Source organism: Shewanella sp. M16 (genome assembly GCF_018224605.1).
In the GTDB taxonomy this organism is placed as follows: Bacteria; Pseudomonadota; Gammaproteobacteria; order Enterobacterales; family Shewanellaceae; genus Shewanella; species Shewanella oncorhynchi.
Genome location: NZ_JAGTUL010000006.1, coordinates 1 through 19,836, shown reverse-complemented (window position 1 = coordinate 19,836; position 19,836 = coordinate 1). Strand labels below are relative to the sequence as shown.

Sequence of the window (19,836 nt, the reverse complement as noted above, 5' to 3'; positions counted from 1 at the left end):
AAACTAGCTTGAAAAACACCAAGGGTGTAGGTGTCTCACTCTTTAGTGAGATTAGCTTACGCGCCAGTAAGACTAAGTGCCTATGGTCTTTCACTTTGAACAAATCAAACCAAAGTTTGTTAGTTTTATTTTATTTTTATATATGTTACGTTGCTCCAGTGCTTGTTTGCGGCTTGACGGGAAGTTCAGACTTTAGTTTAACTAATCCACGAAAAACACGGAGGCAGACATTTGCACCGAGAATAGTAATGTCTATGTACCAGTAAATTTTTACCAAAAAAGGATTTTATAAAATGAACATTGGAACTAAGGTTGGTCTTTTACTTTCTGTAACTGGTTGTGTGATTGGGGGATACTTCGGTCTTTCACCTGTCTATTCACTGCTACAATCAGGTGCTATATATGGACAAGAAGCTGGCTTATTTTTTGGAATTACAGGTATTGTAATTGGGAGCATGATAGCTGTGATGACTTATCTTTCTTCGAGAAAGAATTAACAATCTAATACTATATATGATGGACTAAGGCTAAAATTAATTAGCTTAGACCTAATATGAAACTTATCCATTTATTGGGCAGTATCTGGTTGAATTTGGGTTAAATATTTTTCAGGATAAATTTGTTTTCCATCACACAAGGTAGGCATGGTGGGTGTTCGACGATAAGCACATCAGATCTTGTAGCACCCATTGTTTTAAAGCACCATCTATTTTAAATAAGTTTGATTAGCACAAAATAAGTTAAACGCTATTGCCAAGATTAAGTACTGATCATTCACTCCTTTGTGTGTCGAATTCAATTGCTAAATTTAAGTAACCACAATATTTCTTATACGCATAGCGAGTGATTGATTTCTATCACTGATTAAGATTCAAAAGACTTTACCGATTTCATTAGTTTTTGGAATGATGGACATTCTAAGTGATCTGATTATGGGCAACTTGCTACATGGTTAAGACTATCTCGTATTGCTTTTAGCCGCTTAATGTTGAGATCAATATCAGATGCTTTTTTCGCCAGTAAATTACGATCAATGGTCAATTGATTCGATTCATTAAACATCGTAGTGATTTCGTTTAATGATAAACCTGCAATACGTCCAAGTGAGATAATATTCAATTTATTAATGATTTTAGGGGCATATTGGCGTCTAAGTCCTTTTCTGCCAATGGACTGGATAAGTCCAATTTTTTCATAAAATCTCAATGTTGAAGGAGCTAATCCTGATTCGCGTGATACCTCTGCAATATCCATAACATTCACTCTTGACTTAAAGTTGACTTCAAGTTGTACCATGCCTGAACTATATCAATATCAGGAAAGAATACCAAGAGGGAAAACTGAATGGAGATTTCTATTTGGCTACAGTCAATATTAGTGGGTATTGGTGCCACATTAATAATGGATTCATGGTCATGGTGGCAAAAAAACGTACTTCATAATCCAACTCTTGACTATGCATTTGTGGGACGTTGGTTTATTTACAGAGGTCAGCTGGTTCATCGGCCTATTATGGCAACCCCATCTGTTAAAGGAGAAACCTTTCTGGGTTGGTTTCTGCATTATTTTATCGGTATTATTATTGCTTTAATTCATGTATTAATCTTTGGGGAGATGTGGTTATTTGAGCCAACGTTGATACCTGCACTAATGACTGGTTTTGTTACCATAGTGTTTCCTTTCTATGTCATTCAACCTTGTCTTGGATTTGGGATTGCAGCAAATAAAACACCTTCACCATGGAAAGCTCGGTGGCTAAGTTTACTGACACATAGCGTCTATGGCCTAGGACTATTTTTTGCTGCTTTAAGCCTGAAATATTTAGTCCATGTTTAAATTTAGCTATCCATTAAAAAACTTTTGTCGCAATAATTTAGTTTTAGCCAAAGCAATCGCCACTTGTAAAAAACAATGCTAAGGTAATGATTCGTACAACAAGTATAGCTTTCCAAGCAGAATCTGTCGGAGAAAAAGGATGTTTATCAGATATATTTTAATGCTCACTGCCGTGCTGCTATGCCTTTACCCTATTTGGGGATTAGTGAGCCCAGCAAGCTACTTGCAGGAGATATTAGAGGTTTATCCCGATGCGGAACAAGCCAGTCATACTCAAGTACGAATTACGGCGGCTATTTTATGGATAAGCAATCTGACGCTATCATTTGCGTTACTATTTATTGCAAAATTCATTAAACAACCTCAAACGTACAAATTCGCGAAAATATCGTCTATCGCATTAATTAGCTATCCATTTATTCTGACGATAACAGAGGCAATTTCTCACAGTATTCTATACCGCCACCTAGAACATCCTACGTTGACAATCGAGTTTTCAGCGCAAAAAATGTTCTATTTCGTATTTGGCCTGATCATTCTGGGAATTTATCAATCCCAACAAGAGTACAAACGTGCCAAAAAGAATGGTTAATTTATCAACATATTTTAAGGAAAAACCATTGAAGTTCTTTATCTCTTTTATCTTTGCTTTTATTGGCTCAAAATTATTATTCAAATACTTCGATTTTCACTACGAAATTTTTAGCGACCCTTTTGATCCATTGAAATTTATTATTGATACGGGGGTGTTCGTTGTTATTTTTATATCAACACAGATACTGTATGAAAAATATTGGGAAAAACGAATAAACAAGAACAGACATAATTCCCCCAACTAATGCACATAGGGATAATGCGCAGAGGGACCATGAATAATATATGCTGTTAACACGCTCACAAGCGCTAAGCGACCAACAGAAACCACATAGGAACTAGAAAGCTTTATATGCAAAAGATAATTCTCCCACTGATCATGCTAAGTCTTGGCGCATTGCCTCTATTTACTCAAGCACAGGACACAAGCGCGTTATGGGGTAAAAAATACGCTGAGGTGAAATCGAGTTTATTGGCTACTGGCTGGGTATTAGCGCCCGTAGCAGAAGATGAAACGCCAATGACAGAAGATTACCCTGAAATAACCTGTGGTAACGGAGCGATGGCAATTTGCTCTGTCGGCTTTAAGCAAGAAAATAGTACACTTGCCTTAGTTGTTGAATCTATTGAACAAGAGCTTATTGTGACAAGTGAATACTAAATAGCCCAATAGATGATGTTAAACTCAGCCTAAGCATCTAATGTAAACGAGGTAGTGATGTCATCTATCCCCCAATCAAAACAAGAACTTGAATTGGCTATTTACTCAGTTTTCCCCAAATTGATGGCAGACTATCGTTCAATCCCAACCCAAATGTCCCGTGTGTGCAGTATAGAAGGAAACATCAAAGGTACACAAATTAGTGTAAGTGATACCGTCGCTTACCTTATTGGTTGGGGTAAATTAGTGCTCAAATGGTACGAGTTAACATCGCAAGCACTCCCCGTTGATTTTCCCGATACGGGCTATAAATGGAATCAACTGGGATTATTAGCAGAGCGATTTCATCATGAATATAGCCAATGGCAATATACTGATTTACTTGATGAATATGAAATGACAATGGAAAAATTGTCAACGCTGATTGCGAGTCTCAGTGATCAGCAACTGTACGGCATAACTTGGTACGATAAATGGACTCTGGGCCGTATGATCCAGTTCAATACTTACTCCCCGATGAAGAATATGCGTACCAAAGTACGACGATTCAAAAAAGACAATGCATTACCCTAGTAAACAACTCTTTTAAGCACGGAGGTATTCATGCCAAGTACCCACACTCACCCGCAGTTAGGACCAAATCCCAACGATAAAGCGCCGATGAAAGGCTTTCCTCAGGTTGGCTTTCTTAAAAATTTTATTTCCCGCGAGAACATTATTGTCGGTGATTACACTTATTATGACGATCCAGCAGGTCCTGAGAGGTTCGAGTCGAATGTACTTTATCACTTTGACTTTATTGGCGATAAACTGAATATCGGTAAATTCTGTGCCATTGCGAAAGACGTGAAATTCATTATGAATGGCGCCAATCATCAAGTATCTGGCTTCTCGACTTATCCTTTTTATATCTTCGGCAATGGCTGGGAGAAAGCGGCGCCCAAGCCCGAAGATTTACCTTTTAAGGGCGATACCTGTATCGGTAACGACGTATGGATTGGTTATAACGCCACTATCATGCCTGGGGTGAAAATTGGCCACGGCGCCATTGTTGCCAGTCAATCCGTAGTAACAAAAGATGTACCGCCCTACGCTGTGGTTGGCGGTAATCCTGCCACTGTGATCAAGCTGAGATTCGAGCAAACTGTGATAGATGAGCTTGTTGCCATCGCTTGGTGGGATTGGCCGGTAGAGAAAATCACTCAACACCTAGAGGCTATCGCGGGTGCAGAACTCACAACATTACAGCAGGCAACCTAAATAACGCCTATCGCGAGCAAGACTGAACAAAAAATCTCAAGCGACAAGCATTAAGCAACAAACATAAAAAAACGCCATTAAACGCAAACAAAATCCAATATGCGCAATTTTGTACAAAAGCACTGAAGGTTTCTGGGTTACTATCAGGCACAACCCGCCCATTCATACACTAAACACGGAGGCCTAGTGTGAACACAGAACATGCGGCCTACCAGATTGCCGGTGAATTAGGTGGCCTCGAGTTACTCAATGCCCACTACCATAAACAAAACTTTAGTCGGCACACCCACGAAGGTTACACAGTCGGCGTGATTGAAACGGGGGCACAGCGTTTTTATCGCACGGGTGGCAACCATGTGGCGCCAAAGCACAGCATCATTCTCGTCAACGCTGATGAAGTCCATAATGGCTGTAGCGCGACTGAAGGCGGCTGGTCCTATCGTGCCATGTATCCAGTCCCTGCGCAGTTTGCCGGTATTAACAGTGAGCTAGCAACAAACAACGGTGCGCCCTATTTCCCTGAGCCCGTAGTGTACGATCCTGAATTAGCCGAACTGCTGCGCTTCACCTTTACGACTTTAGATACATCGGACAATCGCTTACTGCGCGAAAGCTTGGTCTATTCAAGCTTGACACAGTTGATGACACGCCATGGCAAGAATCGCCCAAGCTATGACCTCGCTGTAATCGCTAAGCCTGCGTTAGCACTGGTGAAATCCTTTATCGACGATCATCCTGCTGCCGATATCTCCCTTGAAGAGCTGGCAACGCTTGCAGGATTAAGCCCCTATTATTTACTCAAACAATTTCAGCGTTATTACGGCTTACCGCCCCACGCTTACCAAATTCAGGCCAGAGTGAGACTCGCCAAAGGAAAAATCAAACAAGGCTCACGGCTGCTCGATGTCGCCCTCGATTGTGGTTTTCACGATCAAAGTCACTTGAATCGACATTTTAAGAAGACAGTCGGTGTTACGCCGGGGCAATTTGCCAAAGAAATAGGCCGCAATATTATCCAAGCCTAAACAACCACTTTAAGTTAATCTGCCATGCTCATTCTTGCTTTCTCCTCGATTGACTAAGCAAGCAACCTTATCCAAGCATTTATTGTTTAACAGCAACCCCGTCGCCGCTATTTTTAGGAGCCAAAGTGACCACCGACAAGCTTATAGAACCTGATGTTTATCCTGTGCATCCATCGAAATCCAAGGCATTTTTAAAAGGTACATTAGCCATGATGCCGTTGACGATAGCGGTTGTACCTTGGGGCATTTTAGCGGGCTCCTTCGCCATTGAGGTTGGGCTAACGCCCATTGAGAGCCAAGCTATGTCGGCGATTATCTTTGCGGGCGCGGCTCAATTAGTGGCGCTCGGCATGGTGAAAGCCGGTATTGGTCTGTGGAGTATCTTAATTACGACGTTACTCATCACCTCGCGCCATCTGTTATATGCAATGGCGATGCGCAGTCAAATCAGTCCTTTGCCGTTAAAGTGGCGCCTAACATTGGGCTTTTTGCTCACAGATGAACTGTTTGCCATCGCCAATCAAGGCAAGTTACATAAGTTCGACCCTTGGTACGCCCTTGGCGGCGGTTTGAGTTTCTATATCGGTTGGAACATAGCCACACTACTTGGCATAGTGGCGGGCAATGCGATCGAGAATTTAGATGAGATGGGATTAGATTTTGCCATCGCAGCCACCTTTATCGCTCTGGTCGTTCCTACTATAAAAAAGCCATCGATTCTCGTCTGTGTATTAGTCTCGCTTACCCTAGCAGTGGTATGCGCCGTTTTTAAAATGCAAGCGGGACTGCTCATTGCCGCCATTGCGGGAATGACGGCAGGTGTACTTTACGCCAAAGTGACCAAGGAAGCGGAACGCGCAGAACAATCCGCAAATCAGTTAGCAAGCGCACAGACCAAAACAGAAGTAGATACAGGAGCTGGGACTGACATTAAGACAAAAACATTGTCAGGAGAAAAAGCATGATTTGGTTAATGATCTTTTCAATGGCGGCGGTTGTGTTTATCAGTCGTCATTTACTACTTGAGCCTAAACTACCGCTGCGATTAAGTAAGGGCACCCAAACCTTTTTAAGTTACTCGGCCCCTGCGGTACTCACTGCGATCTTTGCGCCCATAGTGTTTGTGCAGGAAGGTCAGCTCGATCTGAGCCTAGACAACAGCTATCTCATCTGCGCCATAGTCGCTACTGTGTTGGCGCTCGTCACCCGGAATACCTTGCTGACCACAGTGCTGAGTATGGGACTGTTTTTCTTTATCCACTAAGTCAACAAAGAGTCAGTGCTCAGCAACGGCACTGACTCTTGCATCAATCACTTACACTGTCCCTACCACTCTTTTACACAGCCTAACCCCTCTGAGACATCGCCCCCTAGAAAATTACTTCCACGTTATCTTAATTTTCCACAATCTTCATGTATTTAGACTCTTATGTCTGTGCAACTAACAGTATCGGCTTTAACGGTATTTCACACATCGACGATAATGGAAGAGTGATGATATTTATCAGCAATAACAAAGGCTCAAACAATAAAAACAAAATACTTAACCTAACCATATTCAAACTATTTAGTCTCTAAAACGTCCATTCAGAAATGTTATTTACAGCATCTATTACGGCACTCATCTCAGTATAGTTCTCGGAATGAAGAGTCCATTTAAAAAGTTTTACATAATAAAATGCCGCATAAATATTAATCCACATTCAAAAACCAACCCACTAAAAATTAAAGTAAATACACTATATTATAAAGTTCTAAATACCGTTTAAAAATAAAGTGATTAACATTTTTAACCAGATTAAAACACGCCTAAAATTAATTCATTTTTATTTTGTTTAATAAAAATAATAGTGTTAGCTTTTTTAGATGTGCCTAGCAGTAATGATTATTTATATGATTCAGGACTACATATAATTGCCATCGGCGCTCTCAATGAAAGGACCTATTTTATTAAAATAAAGGAAAAATCATGAGAACAAAATCTAGCCTGGGTATATTAACTTTATCCTGTTTAACCGCACTTGGAACTGTTTCTTTGTTGGCCGAAGCTGCTATTCCGAATACTATTCCAAAACTGTCAATGGTAGAACACGCAGCCCCTGATCTTGATTCGCTTAAAAATGATGCAATTAACGACCCCTCGTTTATCAGCTCGTTATTCTCCTTAGGACACCATCTCGGATATGCATGGGCTGGCGGTACAGCATCCCAGTATGTTGGTGAAGACATCGAAGTCAGAAGAGAATCGAGCAACGAATACAGTCTTAAAGCCCGCTATAACGGTAATGATCCTTATGCAAGCGGCTACAGAGCGAATGAACGTTTGAAGGTAAATTTACAAAATATTCATTTCGTCACTAATCCTCAAAGTCTAAAGTTAGGTTCACCTCAAGTTTATGATCGTGAGGCTATTTATACTGCTCCTGTGGTTATCTATAACTGGGGCGATACCGAAGATACTGGTGTCGCCACTCTTAACTATGATTACACCACTAGCTGGGCCAAAACCGATAATTTCTCCTTCTCCGAGAAAATTGGCGTAACCAATAAATATGAAGTGGGTATTCCAGGAATAGGTGGAGCGAGTTCTGAAATCAGCGCCGAATTTTCTGCCAGCCAAGGTTGGAGTGAAACCGACGGCAAAAGTACAACGATTTCGAGTCAGGCGCAGTACCGCGCAATTATGCCGCCTCGCAGCAAACGTTATATTTCAATCACCCTATTTAAACAAAAGGCAGATGTCCCATACACCTCAAGTTTATATATGATGTACGATATAAAATATGAGAACTTCTTAAAATGGGGTGGTAATGCGCATATTAATCATCCGACAAATAGACCTAACTTTCCTTACACCTTTGGCGGAGCGAATGCGAATAATCTTAATGGACCAGAAGCCTTAGTCGACCAATATCTTCATCAAGATATTAACGGTTATGGTGTATGGGATTGGCCTGCAGCGATTAATTCGGCACAGTCAAAAAGTGGCTTTGAGTGGCAATTGGCGAATATTGTTAGACAACATGGCGCACCTATCAGCGGTAAATTTACAGCAATAGATTCGAGTCAATTTAATATCGATGCCAGTGAATCCTATCCACTAACGGATGAAGACATTGCTAATCGTCCTAAAAGCGCTCAAAAATTAGGACTGAGTCGCAATATTCAGGTTGCCGTCGGCGAGCTCCAAAACAATGATGAAGATGGTTTAATCAAAAAACTGAATATTTCGCAATCAAGTGAAGTCATGTTAAACAATTAAAAACGGTGAGCTTAGGCTCTCAATAACTACTATGACACCAGTATCAGAGAGATCTCGATACAACTAGCGAATTACTAGAAAGTTACTAGCAAATTAGAAATGTAATACAAAGCCACTCATTCGAGTGGCTTTTCTTTCGCTTCTGCTCGCGCCTTCGATTGCTCATCCATCAGGCAAATATAATCTTCAAGCTCTTGCCCAAGAGTGAGATCAAAATGACGGTTTAACCGCACAAGACCTGTGATGCGATCGACCCTGAAATTACGAAAATCAGCACGTAGCTCACACCATGTCAGTAAGGTCCAAGTACCACGCCAAAAATAGATGGCGAGCGGTCTAACTTCCCGCTCGGTAACATCCAGTTTGACATCTTGGTAGAAGAGTTTGACGTATTCGCGGCGCTGAGCCGCATTACGCAAGGGATCGAGGAATTGGAACTCATTGGAATCGAGGTAAAAATCCGGTGAAAACATTAGGGATTGATAGGCTTGTAATCGTTTAGGCAACACAGCTTCGACTTTAATCATCGCCTGCCTCGCGGCGCTACCAAGCTCCTTACCACCCCAAGTTTGCACCATACGCATGCCAACTTGAATCGCTTCGAGTTCGGCTTCGTTAAACATCAAGGGCGGAACATTAACCTCGTGGCGCAACAAATAGCCGACACCCGCTTCCCCTTCAATAGGAATGCCACTTAAACACAGGTCCTGCACATCACGGTAAATCGTGCGTGTAGAAACCTCTAACCGTTCAGCCAACTCTTGGGCTGTGGTCAGGCGTTTGTGTTTAAGAATTTGCACTATTTGAAATAGGCGATCAGCGCGGCGCATTAGCTCTGGTTTAACCCTTTATCTATCAATCAGTTGATTAAGTATTATTACCCTAGGTCAATCGCTGGTATGTCCTTGAATACACACTTGAGTGCTTTTACGATTTGAATCATAAAATCCCGATATAGATCTCAACCTCAGTAGCACTAAGATAGACTTCAAAATCCGTTTGATAGCGTCGCTGATGAGAGCAATCAGCCGCGCTAAAATAACCCCACACTTGTCCCCAAAGATCGATAACACACTGGGGCATATCACCCTGAGCAGTGAATTTTAGGTACTTGCCCGCGTTAAGCTCCAATGGCGTAAAATGACTTGCATCAACAGGGGCATCAATTGCCTTACCCACCAGCACAGAAAACTCGCCATTCATGTCTGACTCATAGTCATAATACACGCCATACATGGGCGAATTGAGCATAGCGGTCAGCTGGGATGATTCAAAAAAGGCTTGCCATAAACTGCCAATTTTAGCGCTATCGATAGACATTTCTGCCCGATTATTCGTGCGGGTGCTTAGTCCAAGTAACGGTCGAGCATCAATATAAACCACATCCATCTTTGTTTCTTCCATAGATATCTAAACCAATAGGTTAATGTTAGCGTCGTGCCTTAAGGGCACGACGCTAAAAATTTAACACTCGAGACTACTTATCCTTAGACCACAGACCGACTTTATTGCCTTCACTATCGGCAAATAACGCGATGTAACCACACTCTCCACCATTAATCGGCGTCACTGGCAGCAAAATATTCACATTAGCGGCAGCGAGTTTATCCACTAGCGGTTGTAAGTGGGTGCTGAAATGCAAATACACTGTGCTGCCCTGCATTGACGGCTGACTCATACTGCACTTGACTAGCCCTATGCTCGCCGCACTCGCATCCTCAGTGACTATGCTCGCATATTCCATGTCTTCCATATCGTCACGTTTAAACTCGACCCCAAAATGCTGCTGATAAAAAGCAACGGCACGGTTCATGTCACTGACAGGAATTTCACCCCAAACTAACGGTGCAATAGATAACATTTTCACTTTCTCCTTGTTGAAAAAATATCAATGATTCAAAACCTTATTAGTACAATTCAGGACAGAATCATTAACGGGCGACAACAAGAATAAAACAAGGCTACTGACAGCATGATGTCAGTAGCCTTTTAATAAAAGTGAATTTTGGCGTTTTAACTTAACCAGCAACCAAGATTATTTTGGCAAACTGGCTTGATGTGCCTGAATAAAATCATCCATAGCTTTGCTCGCCCTCGCTTGGGCGCTAGCTAAGGTATCTGTATCAACCATAGTTTCTACCACTTCGTAGTAGCACTTAATTTTAGGTTCAGTGCCAGATGGCCTGACGATCACCCGAGCCCCTCCCGCTAAGCAGTAAGTCAATACATCGCTCGGTGGTAAGTCGATTTTCTCAACATTTCCATCAGCAAAACGACGCTCAAGCGCCTTTAAATCATCGGTTGATAGCACATCTAACTCACCAATCTTCACCGGTGGATGCTCGCGCAAATAGGCGCCAATATTGGGCGTGTCAGGTTTTAAGGCAATACTCACCTGCGCATTGAGATGGAACCCATGCTCACGGTAAATTTGCTCGAGTCTGTCCCAAATCGTTTGCCCCTTCGCCACCAGCTCGGCAGTCAATTGGGCAAATGCCACCAGCGCCGACAAGCCGTCTTTGTCCCACACCATGCTGCCAACTGTGTAGCCAAGGGCTTCTTCATAGGCAAACAGGAATTGATCCTCAGGGGACGTTTTCACGATACCCACATTCATCAACCACTTAAAGCCAGTGAGCGTGGTAAAGCTTTGCGTGCCAAACCCTTGAGCAATCTTAGATAACAGGCTCGATGACACTATCGTGGTGCCTGTAAGTCGTTGATTATCTTTAGCGTGAGATAACAAGTAATGCCCAAAGAGCACACCGACTTGATCGCCCGTCAGCATCTGATACTCGCCATCCTCGTTACGCACTGCAACCGCAAAACGGTCGGCATCGGGATCGTTAGCACAGGCGAGCATAGCGCCGTGTTTTTTCGCCTCGGCAATCACTAAATCCATCGCCCCTTTTTCTTCAGGGTTGGGGAAGTTAACCGTCGGGAAATCGCCATCGGGTTCACGCTGGGAGGCAACCGAATACACTTGGGTGAAACCTGCATCTTTCAATACCGTTTCAGCCATTTCGGCACCCACACCGTGCATGGCGGTATAGGCTAAACTGACCTTTTCAGGAGCGGTATGGTTTTGCAGCACCTCAGCTTGCTGCACGCCATGGCGATAGCTTTGGTAAAAATCGTCCTGCAGGATAATTAACTTACCTTGTTTTACCGCGTCATCATGCTCTAAAAACGGAATCGCTTGATTCGCGGCGCGCTCAATTTGAGCGGCAATACCAGAATCGTGGGGTGGAATAATCTGCGCGCCATTCTCCCAATAGACTTTATAGCCATTGTATTGCGGCGGGTTATGACTCGCGGTCACCACAATGCCTGCTGCCGCATTAAAATGTTTTACCCCAAAGGCCACTAGCGGCGTTGGCGCTACTTTGGACGTTAAGCGCACCTTAATCCCCATAGCGGTGAGCACACTCGCCGCATCATGGGCAAAATTAAATGAATCGTGGCGACCATCATAACCAATCACCACGCCACGCTCGGCTGCATCTTTAATCTGATCAAGTAGATAAGCACCAAGGCCAGCAGAGGTTTGGCGGATCACCAAACGGTTCATCCCCATAGGCCCAGCGCCGACGACACCACGTAATCCTGCGGTGCCAAATTCCAAGCGACCCGCAAAGCGCGCTGCGAGTTCGGCTTCATTGCCGCTATCAATTAGGGTTTGTAACTGGGCTTGAGTGCGAGGGTCAGGATCATTTTCAAGCCAATGGTTTACCTGTAGCTGTAGATGGGTATTCATATCACGCCTCATTGAAAATCATTTGCAATCACCTTAGGAAAAAGCACGTAGAAGAACAAGCTAATTTGCATTAATTTCAAAATGAGCCATGGGTATTGCCATAAAAACGCACTATCTAACAGGTCATGCCAGATAGTGCGTTGGTTTTAACAAACTGGTTTCAAAACGGATTTAGAGTTTAAAGATATTATCCTTCGTATCTCTGTCGATGAGCTTCACAAAGGGATCGACCCCCACATAACTGGGTTTTTCAGCCAAAGTGATCGTCAGCTTGTTTTCACCACTGACCAGCCTGTGCTTCTCAATCAATAATACCTGTTTGTCATCCTTGAGCTTATCGGGATCGGCACTAAAGGCACCGATATCGATGATGGCATCTAAAGGTTGTTCAGTTTCTTCACCTTTACCACTCGCGACTTTGCGACTGGCATAAATGCTCAAGTCAACTTGCGTCTTACCATCAGGCAGAGTGGTCATGACCGCATTGGTTAACCTAAGATCGTAGAGCGTGATGTCATTAAAAGACTCATCGATAAAGCGAGCTTGCGCTTCATCTGTGCCTTGCTCAAGGTAACTCACTAAATCCAATGTGGTTGGGAAAGGATCGTTACGATACTGATAACGTGCTAAGAATGCCTTCAAATTAGCGTTAAGTTTCGCTTCACCCAACACATCTTTAATGGCCATCATCACCACTGAGCCTTTCTGATAATGAATGTACTGCTGATTTTCACTACGCAGCAAAGGCATTTCTTTGATGGATTCGGATGAACGGCCACGTAAATATCTATCTAATTCGTATTTCAAGAATTTACGGATCATTTTATCGCCGTACTTTTTCTCCAGCACCATCAGCGCCGAATACTGTGACAAGCTTTCGGATATCACAGCACTGCCCTGCACATCCGCAGCGCCCACTTGGTGTCCCCACCATTGATGCGCCACTTCATGGGCTGTGACGTAATACACAGGATCGATATTATCCTCATTGCGTAAATCAGTAATAAAACCAATACGCTCTGAGTAAGGTACTGTATTAGCAAAACTTTGTGCAAAACTACGGTAACCCGGAAACTCCATAATTCGCATTTGCTTATGCTGATAAGGCCCAAATGCTTGTGTGTAGTAATCGATAGAATCTTTAACCGACTCTATCATGCGCGCAACGTTCCAAGGATGCTCCGCATGGTAGTAAACCTCAACCGCAACACCATTGTGCTCAGTTTTTTCCACCTGATAACGGCCCGAAATAATCGCGTAGAAATTCACCATAGGGCTATCCATTGAATAATGGAAATACTCACGCCCATCCTGCTGCCACTGTTTTTGCAAATACCCTGGCGCTAATGCAATTTGATCTGCACTTGTCGAAATAGTGGCTTCAAACTGAATGAAATCACCATCGACACCAAAGAAGTTTTGCGTGTAGTAACGGCTGTCTTCAAGCTTGTTCGCTCGAGCTTTTTCGGCTAAATCGCGCTTTTCGCGCTCGTGGCGATCCATCAGCTCATAGCCGTCTTGATAACCAAAGAGGGGCAATAGTTCGAAGTTGTTGATGAAGGTGCCATTTTCAACCACAGACATATCAAAGCCAGCTTCAGCAATACCCACAGACTGACGTACTAATTGAATGTCCCCTTGCACCACCTGCCCAGGCTGCACAGGTGTCGAAAAGGTCAACCAAGCATTGCGATAGCGGCTATCTAACTCACCTAAGTTTGTATTCGGGATATTGATTTTTACCGTTTCGGCCTCAGTATGCTCGGGCCACTGCACTAACATCCTTTCGATTGGCTTATCTGACTTGTTTTGCCATTCGAATATCACCTTAGCAACAATTTTTCTCTCTTCAGGGAAAATATCAATATTCGCATTGACCTTAGTGGCCACTAAAATCGGCATGCTTTGGTATTGTTTGAAGGCCTTCTCATAATCGGCTTGCAGATCTGTGGTTTCATCTTGGGTTAAATAATGATTCAACACTTTTGTTTGGTAGAACAAATAACTGCCCATACCCAAAAACACCACCAAAGCAACGCTCACAATAGCTTTGCCACTAAAACCAAGCTGATAACTCAGTAATCCCATACGGGTTTTAAGGCTTTGCTGCGGTCCGCGATGGTACAAGCCATAACCTAAAACAAACAGGATAAGGCTAAAAGCCCCCCAGTAAATCATATAGAGTGCATGACTTAATAAACCCCAACCGTAGCCGTTCATATCCGAGTAAATTAAGGTCGGTGATTGACCAAAGTTATATAAGCTATGGCCAAATCCCCAGCTTGCCATAACAAATGTCGTTAGATAATAAGCAACAAATAGTCCCATACCTGCGTACTTATTTGGGCTAAGCACTTGCAGGAAAAACGCCAGCACAGCGGTCATCAACAGCGGAAGGAGGTAATAAAATCCCAGTCGAATAAGGTACTGAGCAATCTCAAGATTGGCTTGTCCTTTTATCAGTTGAAAAGCAATTGTGGTACACATGGCGAGCACATACAGCAAGGTCATCACTATGACCACAGATACTAGCTTTGAGCTCCAAAAGCTTAAGTTTGATACGGGAACGCTATCGACAATATCTCCCATTCCTGAACTGCGTTCACGCCAGACGATTTCTGCGCTGTAATAAATCAGCACTATCACCATCAACAGCCCCGTCGCGCCGGCAATGTTATTCACCATATCTTGGGTTAATGGCCAATTAGATGTGCCGTACCAACCAAAATCATCGAACATGGGGCCGACTAAATTGAAAATAGTCAGCACACCTAACACCACAAATGGCGCGGTAAATAGTACTTGCCGTACTTCAAATTTAACCCGCGTCCAAAATTGCTGGCGACCATTAGGCTCAGTTGCCATAGCCAATTGTGCCAAAGGCACTAAGCTTGGAACTTTTCCTGCGTGATCGGATTTTTTCTCACGTTTCTTAGTCAAACTCGGCTGACGGAAAATCCCTGAAACGGCCAGTAATACACAGGCAATTCCAAACCATATCGCCCGGTTTTGCAGTACGAGTCCTGAGAATTCAATTAACTGGCTATTCTTCTCGCTAATGGTCCAGTAACGGGTCACTTCGGCAAAGGTGCGCAGCGCAAAGGGATCAAGCAAAGCAGCAATAGTACGATATTGTGGCTGACTCGCCATTTCACCCGTCAAGGTATAAAGCACCAACATAGCTACAGCGGTCAGATAGAGCGCCATTAAGGAACGAAAATGACTTGCCATCGCATAGAATAGAGTCGAGATCAGCAGCAAAGTCGGCATGGCGAGTAAAAAATACGGCACAAGATAATTCGATAACGCAAAAGGCCCAAAACGGCTAGCATCGACCCATGGCATAAAAGAGCCAAGCATTAACCCTATGGGAATAAAGGCAAATACCATCATCACCACAACAAAACTGCCGAGAAACCGACCAAATTGGTATGCAAATGGTGATAGGGGTTTGCTATAAATCAGCTCTTCCATCAAATGCTGATGATTGCGGATAGCCGTACTACCCACAAAATTCACCACGGCAAACATGGAAATGAGTCCCATGATCAACATGGTTTGAGTAATACCAAATGGGCTATTTTTCATCACCTCACCGCCGCTACCAATTTGAATATTGTTAGAGACGACTGATAGAAAACTCATTAAAAACAATAGAAAAGAAACAACATAAAAGGATGGCTGACGCAAATAATAACGCCACTCAAACCTAAGCATTGATAACAACATATTGATATCTCCTTAGGCAGCCTGACGGCGGTGACTGAGTAAAGTAGAGAAATACAGATCTTCAAGCCCTGCAGTCGCAGGGGTAAATCCTTCAGGGCAAGTTTCAGCCATCACATTAAGGACTGTGCGTCCCGCTAATAAACGCTTAGAAATCACAGGTAATTGCGCTTCAAGCTCCTGTGCCTGTGCTTGACTCACAGTCTTAGTCCAAATTTTTTCCGTTAATTCACCCACCAATTGATGTGGATTGCCTTGAAGCAGAATTTTACCCGATGCCAAAACCGCCATATTAGCGCAGAGTTCAGACACATCTTCAACAATGTGAGTCGAGAGGATTACCACTTTTTCCTCGCCTAAACTCACCAACAAGTTATGGAAACGGTTACGTTCTTCGGGATCGAGACCCGCGGTAGGCTCATCCACAATCAATAGCTTAGGATCACCAAGCAAGGCCTGCGCAATACCAAAGCGCTGACGCATACCGCCAGAGAAACCACTCACGGCTTTATTTTTATGCTGATAAAGATTGGTGTGTGCCAACAATCCTTCAACAGCTTCTTTACGCAGCTTGCTCTGATTAATGCCCTTAAGAATGGCTAAATGATCTAACAGGTCATAGGCGCTAATACGCGGATAAACATTAAAATCCTGGGGTAAATAGCCTAAGGTTTTACGCAGCGCTTGAGGATCGGCTAATACATCAATACCATCAAACACTATGCTGCCGCTGTCGGCACTTTGCAGCGCGGCAATGGTACGCATCAGTGATGACTTTCCCGCACCATTGGGTCCGAGTAAACCAAACATCCCTTTGGAAATCGTTAAATCAACACCATCGAGTGCTTTAACACCGTTATCATAGGTTTTAGTGAGATTAGAAATAGTCAGCATGCTTCCCTCTTGCGTCTGTGAGTTCAAAATACCGACAAACTATCACATAAAATTAACCTTTACAGTAGTTATCAAGATATTCATGTACTTACAGAATGCTAGCCAGCAAAACAAACTACATATTCTTAATCCCTAAAATAGCAAAAGGGACTCTATTTGAGTCCCTTGCTATTGAAATACAATATAAAAGTAAAAATGTGCCACGAATTAAAATATGGCGTACTAAATACAATTAGTTACATAAACGCCAACATTAGCGCGAGGGTAAAGTGCCATCAAATACACGTACTTTGATATTCTTTTTCAGGTTATCTTGGTCTTGTTGCCATTCTTGCCACTGGGTCAGACTAATACTAAGCTGCAATGAAAAATCAGTAGAAATCCACTGTTTTTGCCCTTGAGTATATTTAGGTGCAGGGACTATGTTACTGGGTCCAACGAAGGACGCAGAACACATAAAGGTTTTGAAATACACTTGGTCAATCGATAAATCGAGGGCGCTGGGCGATGTTAAACATTGACCACTGCCCGGCTCTTGATACGAGGCAAATTGGTACAGGATTGCCGGTGTATTATTGGTACTATCGGGAACTGAAGCAGTTTGATGACAAGATAAACAGCTACTTAATGCATTATCCGCAGGGCCATTTAGGCGCCCATTACACCCTAAGTGTCCCGCATTGGTGTGCTCATTCAAACGGCCAACAACCTCTTGAAATACGGCGCTATCCTTAAGCCCTGTGATTGGGTTTTGAGGGAATGCTGCCGCTCCCACAGTTGCTGGCGGCGTGTCATTCCCCCACATTAATCCCAGAGGTGAGATACGATCCCAAGGATTTTTCTCTTTCGCTTTAAACTGACCATCGGCGACAAAAGTGCCATAGGCCCAGCCCACGGGTGAACGGCTGTCTCGCACTGCAATATCAAACTGCAATAAGTACACATCGGCGACAGAGCGCGGGCATTGCTCTGTTTCCTGTTGGAAACTACAGGCACTGCCATCGGCGTTTTTACATACACAGAAATCACTGGCACTGATATTGGCTTGCCAAACAGGTACATTTTCAAGGAAAGGATAGTTATTAGGCGTTGCAGTAGTAAACAATAACTTGCCAATCACACTGCCTTCATTAAATGCAAAATTTTGCTGGGGCATCACAGGTGATGGTGCCCCCGTCCATACCTTGCCAATGCTGTTTGCCGCCTGAGGATTATAAAAACCCACCGCCCACATAGTGGTTTTAAGGGAGCCTTGGCCTTTTATCTCCATAGTAACGGGGGCTTCTCGGGTCAAGCCATGGATAAATTCCCGCCCACTCATGGGATCATAGGTCTGATAGGGAATATGGTACCAAGAGCGCACCTTGTTATTACACAGATCCCAGTCTTTACTGACATCACCTTTGTCGATGTTTCCCTCTTGGATGTACTTCATCACAGCCCAAAGGTATTTCCACGCTTGGGTATTTTTCTCTGTCTCACTCAGACTTTTATCGAAGGGGTTGAATTCAAGCCAAGGTGCAGCGCTATCTGGTTTGGCACTCGAATAAGCATCACTGAGGCTAAAAATAGGCCCCTTCCAGCCAGAATAAGCTTGATTGATGGTGACCTGATTATCCCACATACCTGTTTTTGTAAAAGCAGGATCTTGGAAGTAACTTGGATAGGCTCCAGTACAGGTTGAATTTACGTTAGATCTAGTGTTAGGCGATTGCTTATCTGCAGCTTTTGCGTTGACTGTGGTCAATGAACAAACGGTGAGCAGAAGTATGGCGGTAATGTTGAGTGTCATAATATCGTCCTTGAAGAGTATTAGTCCTAAAAACTCCCTTTGTGAGCCCAAAACTAACAACGGCTCGAATTAAGCATAGACTAATTTTTAACATCTTCTGTAAAGCTTAACGATTCACATATTAAGGATATAAAAAAGGCCGTTTAGTATGACTAAACGGCCGAAACATATTGCTTATTGGACTAGCCGTCCAAACTATTTCTCAACTTCTTGCCCGCGCGTCTTCCACAGCGAATACAAGACACCTAAGACTAACAGACCAAAAGTCACACCAAGGGACACGGCAGTAGGGATAGTAAAGTCCACTATTCCCTCGTGATTGAAATACACTAAACCCACTTTCACCCCAATAAATACTAATACCACTGACAGCGCATATTTAAGGTATTCAAAACGATGCACCATAGCAGCCAACGCAAAATACAAAGCACGTAGCCCCAGAATCGCGAAGATATTCGAGGTATAGACGATGAAAGGATCTTGGGTAATCGCAAAAATAGCTGGAATACTGTCGACTGCAAACACCAAATCCGCGGTTTCCACTAAGATCAACGCCAAGAATAACGGCGTCGCCCACCATCCATTTGTTAACTGATGCTCTTCACCCCGTACCCAGAATTTTTCTTTATGCAGCGTTGGCGTAAAACGCATCTTAGTGCGTAACCATTTATAAAACTTATTGTCTTGAATATCACCGTGCTCATCGTTTGAGAAGAGCATTTTCACGCCAGTGAAAATCAAGAAGAGTCCAAATAACACTAGTACACCTTGATACTGGGCAACAAGCACAGCACCAAGACCGATCATAATGGCGCGCAACACTATTACGCCCATAATGCCCCAGAAGAGCACTCTATGTTGGTATAAACGTGGGATACCTAAGCTACTGAAGATTAACGCGATAACAAATACGTTATCCATAGACAGTGATTTTTCAATCAGATAGCCCGTTAGGTATTCCATACCGGCGGTTGAACCCTTGTACCACCAGAGCCAAGCCCCAAACAATAAGCCCATACAGATATAAAA

At 43.3% G+C, this 19,836-nt stretch carries 19 protein-coding genes; 10 read left to right on the top strand and 9 right to left on the bottom strand.

Annotated features, from left to right (window positions below; translation table 11 throughout):
- Positions 1-293: 293 nt before the first annotated feature.
- Positions 294-497 (top strand): hypothetical protein, encoded by a 204-nt coding sequence (locus KFE26_RS05540; protein WP_028760492.1) that lies wholly within the window; start codon positions 294-296, stop codon positions 495-497.
- A 433-nt stretch (positions 498-930) separates the two neighbouring features.
- On the opposite strand, the gene KFE26_RS05535 is transcribed toward KFE26_RS05540, so the two are convergent.
- A complete protein-coding gene (locus KFE26_RS05535; protein ID WP_081729048.1) occupies positions 931-1,254 on the bottom strand; it encodes a helix-turn-helix domain-containing protein in 324 nt (107 codons plus the stop codon).
- 90 nt (positions 1,255-1,344) lie between these two features.
- Between KFE26_RS05535 and KFE26_RS05530 the strand changes: the two genes are divergently transcribed.
- From KFE26_RS05530 to KFE26_RS05490, 9 genes are all read left to right on the top strand, one after another.
- Positions 1,345-1,836 (top strand): DUF2938 domain-containing protein, encoded by a 492-nt coding sequence (locus KFE26_RS05530; RefSeq protein WP_249195589.1) that lies wholly within the window; start codon positions 1,345-1,347, stop codon positions 1,834-1,836.
- 139 nt (positions 1,837-1,975) lie between these two features.
- Complete coding sequence (locus KFE26_RS05525) at positions 1,976-2,428, top strand: hypothetical protein (protein WP_212599869.1); 453 nt, start codon at positions 1,976-1,978, stop codon at positions 2,426-2,428.
- 354 nt (positions 2,429-2,782) lie between these two features.
- Positions 2,783-3,091: a hypothetical protein gene (locus tag KFE26_RS05520; protein ID WP_212599868.1), complete on the top strand. Its 309-nt coding sequence runs from the start codon at positions 2,783-2,785 to the stop codon at positions 3,089-3,091.
- A 57-nt stretch (positions 3,092-3,148) separates the two neighbouring features.
- The gene (locus KFE26_RS05515; protein ID WP_212599867.1) at positions 3,149-3,664 is read left to right on the top strand and encodes a ClbS/DfsB family four-helix bundle protein; all 516 of its coding nucleotides are present in this window, start codon (positions 3,149-3,151) and stop codon (positions 3,662-3,664) included.
- Between the two features lie 30 nt (positions 3,665-3,694).
- Entirely contained in the window at positions 3,695-4,351 is a 657-nt protein-coding gene (locus KFE26_RS05510) for a Vat family streptogramin A O-acetyltransferase (RefSeq protein ID WP_212599866.1), read from the top strand.
- A 188-nt stretch (positions 4,352-4,539) separates the two neighbouring features.
- Entirely contained in the window at positions 4,540-5,376 is an 837-nt protein-coding gene (locus KFE26_RS05505) for an AraC family transcriptional regulator (RefSeq protein WP_212599865.1), read from the top strand.
- Between the two features lie 125 nt (positions 5,377-5,501).
- Positions 5,502-6,341, top strand: coding sequence for an AzlC family ABC transporter permease (locus tag KFE26_RS05500; protein WP_212599864.1), 840 nt, complete (start codon positions 5,502-5,504; stop codon positions 6,339-6,341).
- On the top strand, positions 6,338-6,640 hold the full coding sequence (locus KFE26_RS05495; RefSeq protein WP_011789923.1) for an AzlD domain-containing protein: 303 nt from the start codon (positions 6,338-6,340) through the stop codon (positions 6,638-6,640). The genes KFE26_RS05500 and KFE26_RS05495 overlap by 4 nt, the downstream gene beginning before the upstream one ends.
- 705 nt (positions 6,641-7,345) lie before the next feature.
- Complete coding sequence (locus KFE26_RS05490; RefSeq protein WP_212599863.1) at positions 7,346-8,638, top strand: aerolysin family beta-barrel pore-forming toxin; 1,293 nt, start codon at positions 7,346-7,348, stop codon at positions 8,636-8,638.
- A gap of 116 nt (positions 8,639-8,754) precedes the next feature.
- On the opposite strand, the gene KFE26_RS05485 is transcribed toward KFE26_RS05490, so the two are convergent.
- The 8 genes from KFE26_RS05485 to KFE26_RS05450 all read right to left on the bottom strand — a co-directional run.
- A complete protein-coding gene (locus KFE26_RS05485; protein ID WP_028760503.1) occupies positions 8,755-9,468 on the bottom strand; it encodes a YafY family protein in 714 nt (237 codons plus the stop codon).
- Positions 9,469-9,577: 109 nt separating this feature from the next.
- On the bottom strand, positions 9,578-10,027 hold the full coding sequence (locus KFE26_RS05480; protein WP_173497884.1) for a GyrI-like domain-containing protein: 450 nt from the start codon (positions 10,025-10,027) through the stop codon (positions 9,578-9,580).
- 88 nt (positions 10,028-10,115) lie between these two features.
- Positions 10,116-10,499, bottom strand: coding sequence for a VOC family protein (locus KFE26_RS05475; protein ID WP_212599862.1), 384 nt, complete (start codon positions 10,497-10,499; stop codon positions 10,116-10,118).
- Positions 10,500-10,673: 174 nt separating this feature from the next.
- Positions 10,674-12,395 carry a phospho-sugar mutase gene (locus KFE26_RS05470; RefSeq protein ID WP_212599861.1) on the bottom strand — a complete coding sequence of 574 codons (1,722 nt, stop codon included), beginning with the start codon at positions 12,393-12,395 and terminating at the stop codon, positions 10,674-10,676.
- A gap of 171 nt (positions 12,396-12,566) precedes the next feature.
- Positions 12,567-16,124, bottom strand: coding sequence for a M1 family aminopeptidase (locus tag KFE26_RS05465; RefSeq protein WP_212599860.1), 3,558 nt, complete (start codon positions 16,122-16,124; stop codon positions 12,567-12,569).
- A gap of 12 nt (positions 16,125-16,136) precedes the next feature.
- The gene (locus KFE26_RS05460) at positions 16,137-17,015 is read right to left on the bottom strand and encodes an ABC transporter ATP-binding protein (RefSeq protein ID WP_028760513.1); all 879 of its coding nucleotides are present in this window, start codon (positions 17,013-17,015) and stop codon (positions 16,137-16,139) included.
- Positions 17,016-17,268: 253 nt separating this feature from the next.
- On the bottom strand, positions 17,269-18,807 hold the full coding sequence (locus tag KFE26_RS05455; protein ID WP_212599859.1) for a hypothetical protein: 1,539 nt from the start codon (positions 18,805-18,807) through the stop codon (positions 17,269-17,271).
- A gap of 195 nt (positions 18,808-19,002) precedes the next feature.
- The coding region (locus KFE26_RS05450) for a TerC family protein (RefSeq protein WP_212599858.1) at positions 19,003-19,836 on the bottom strand (834 nt) is incomplete at its 5' end.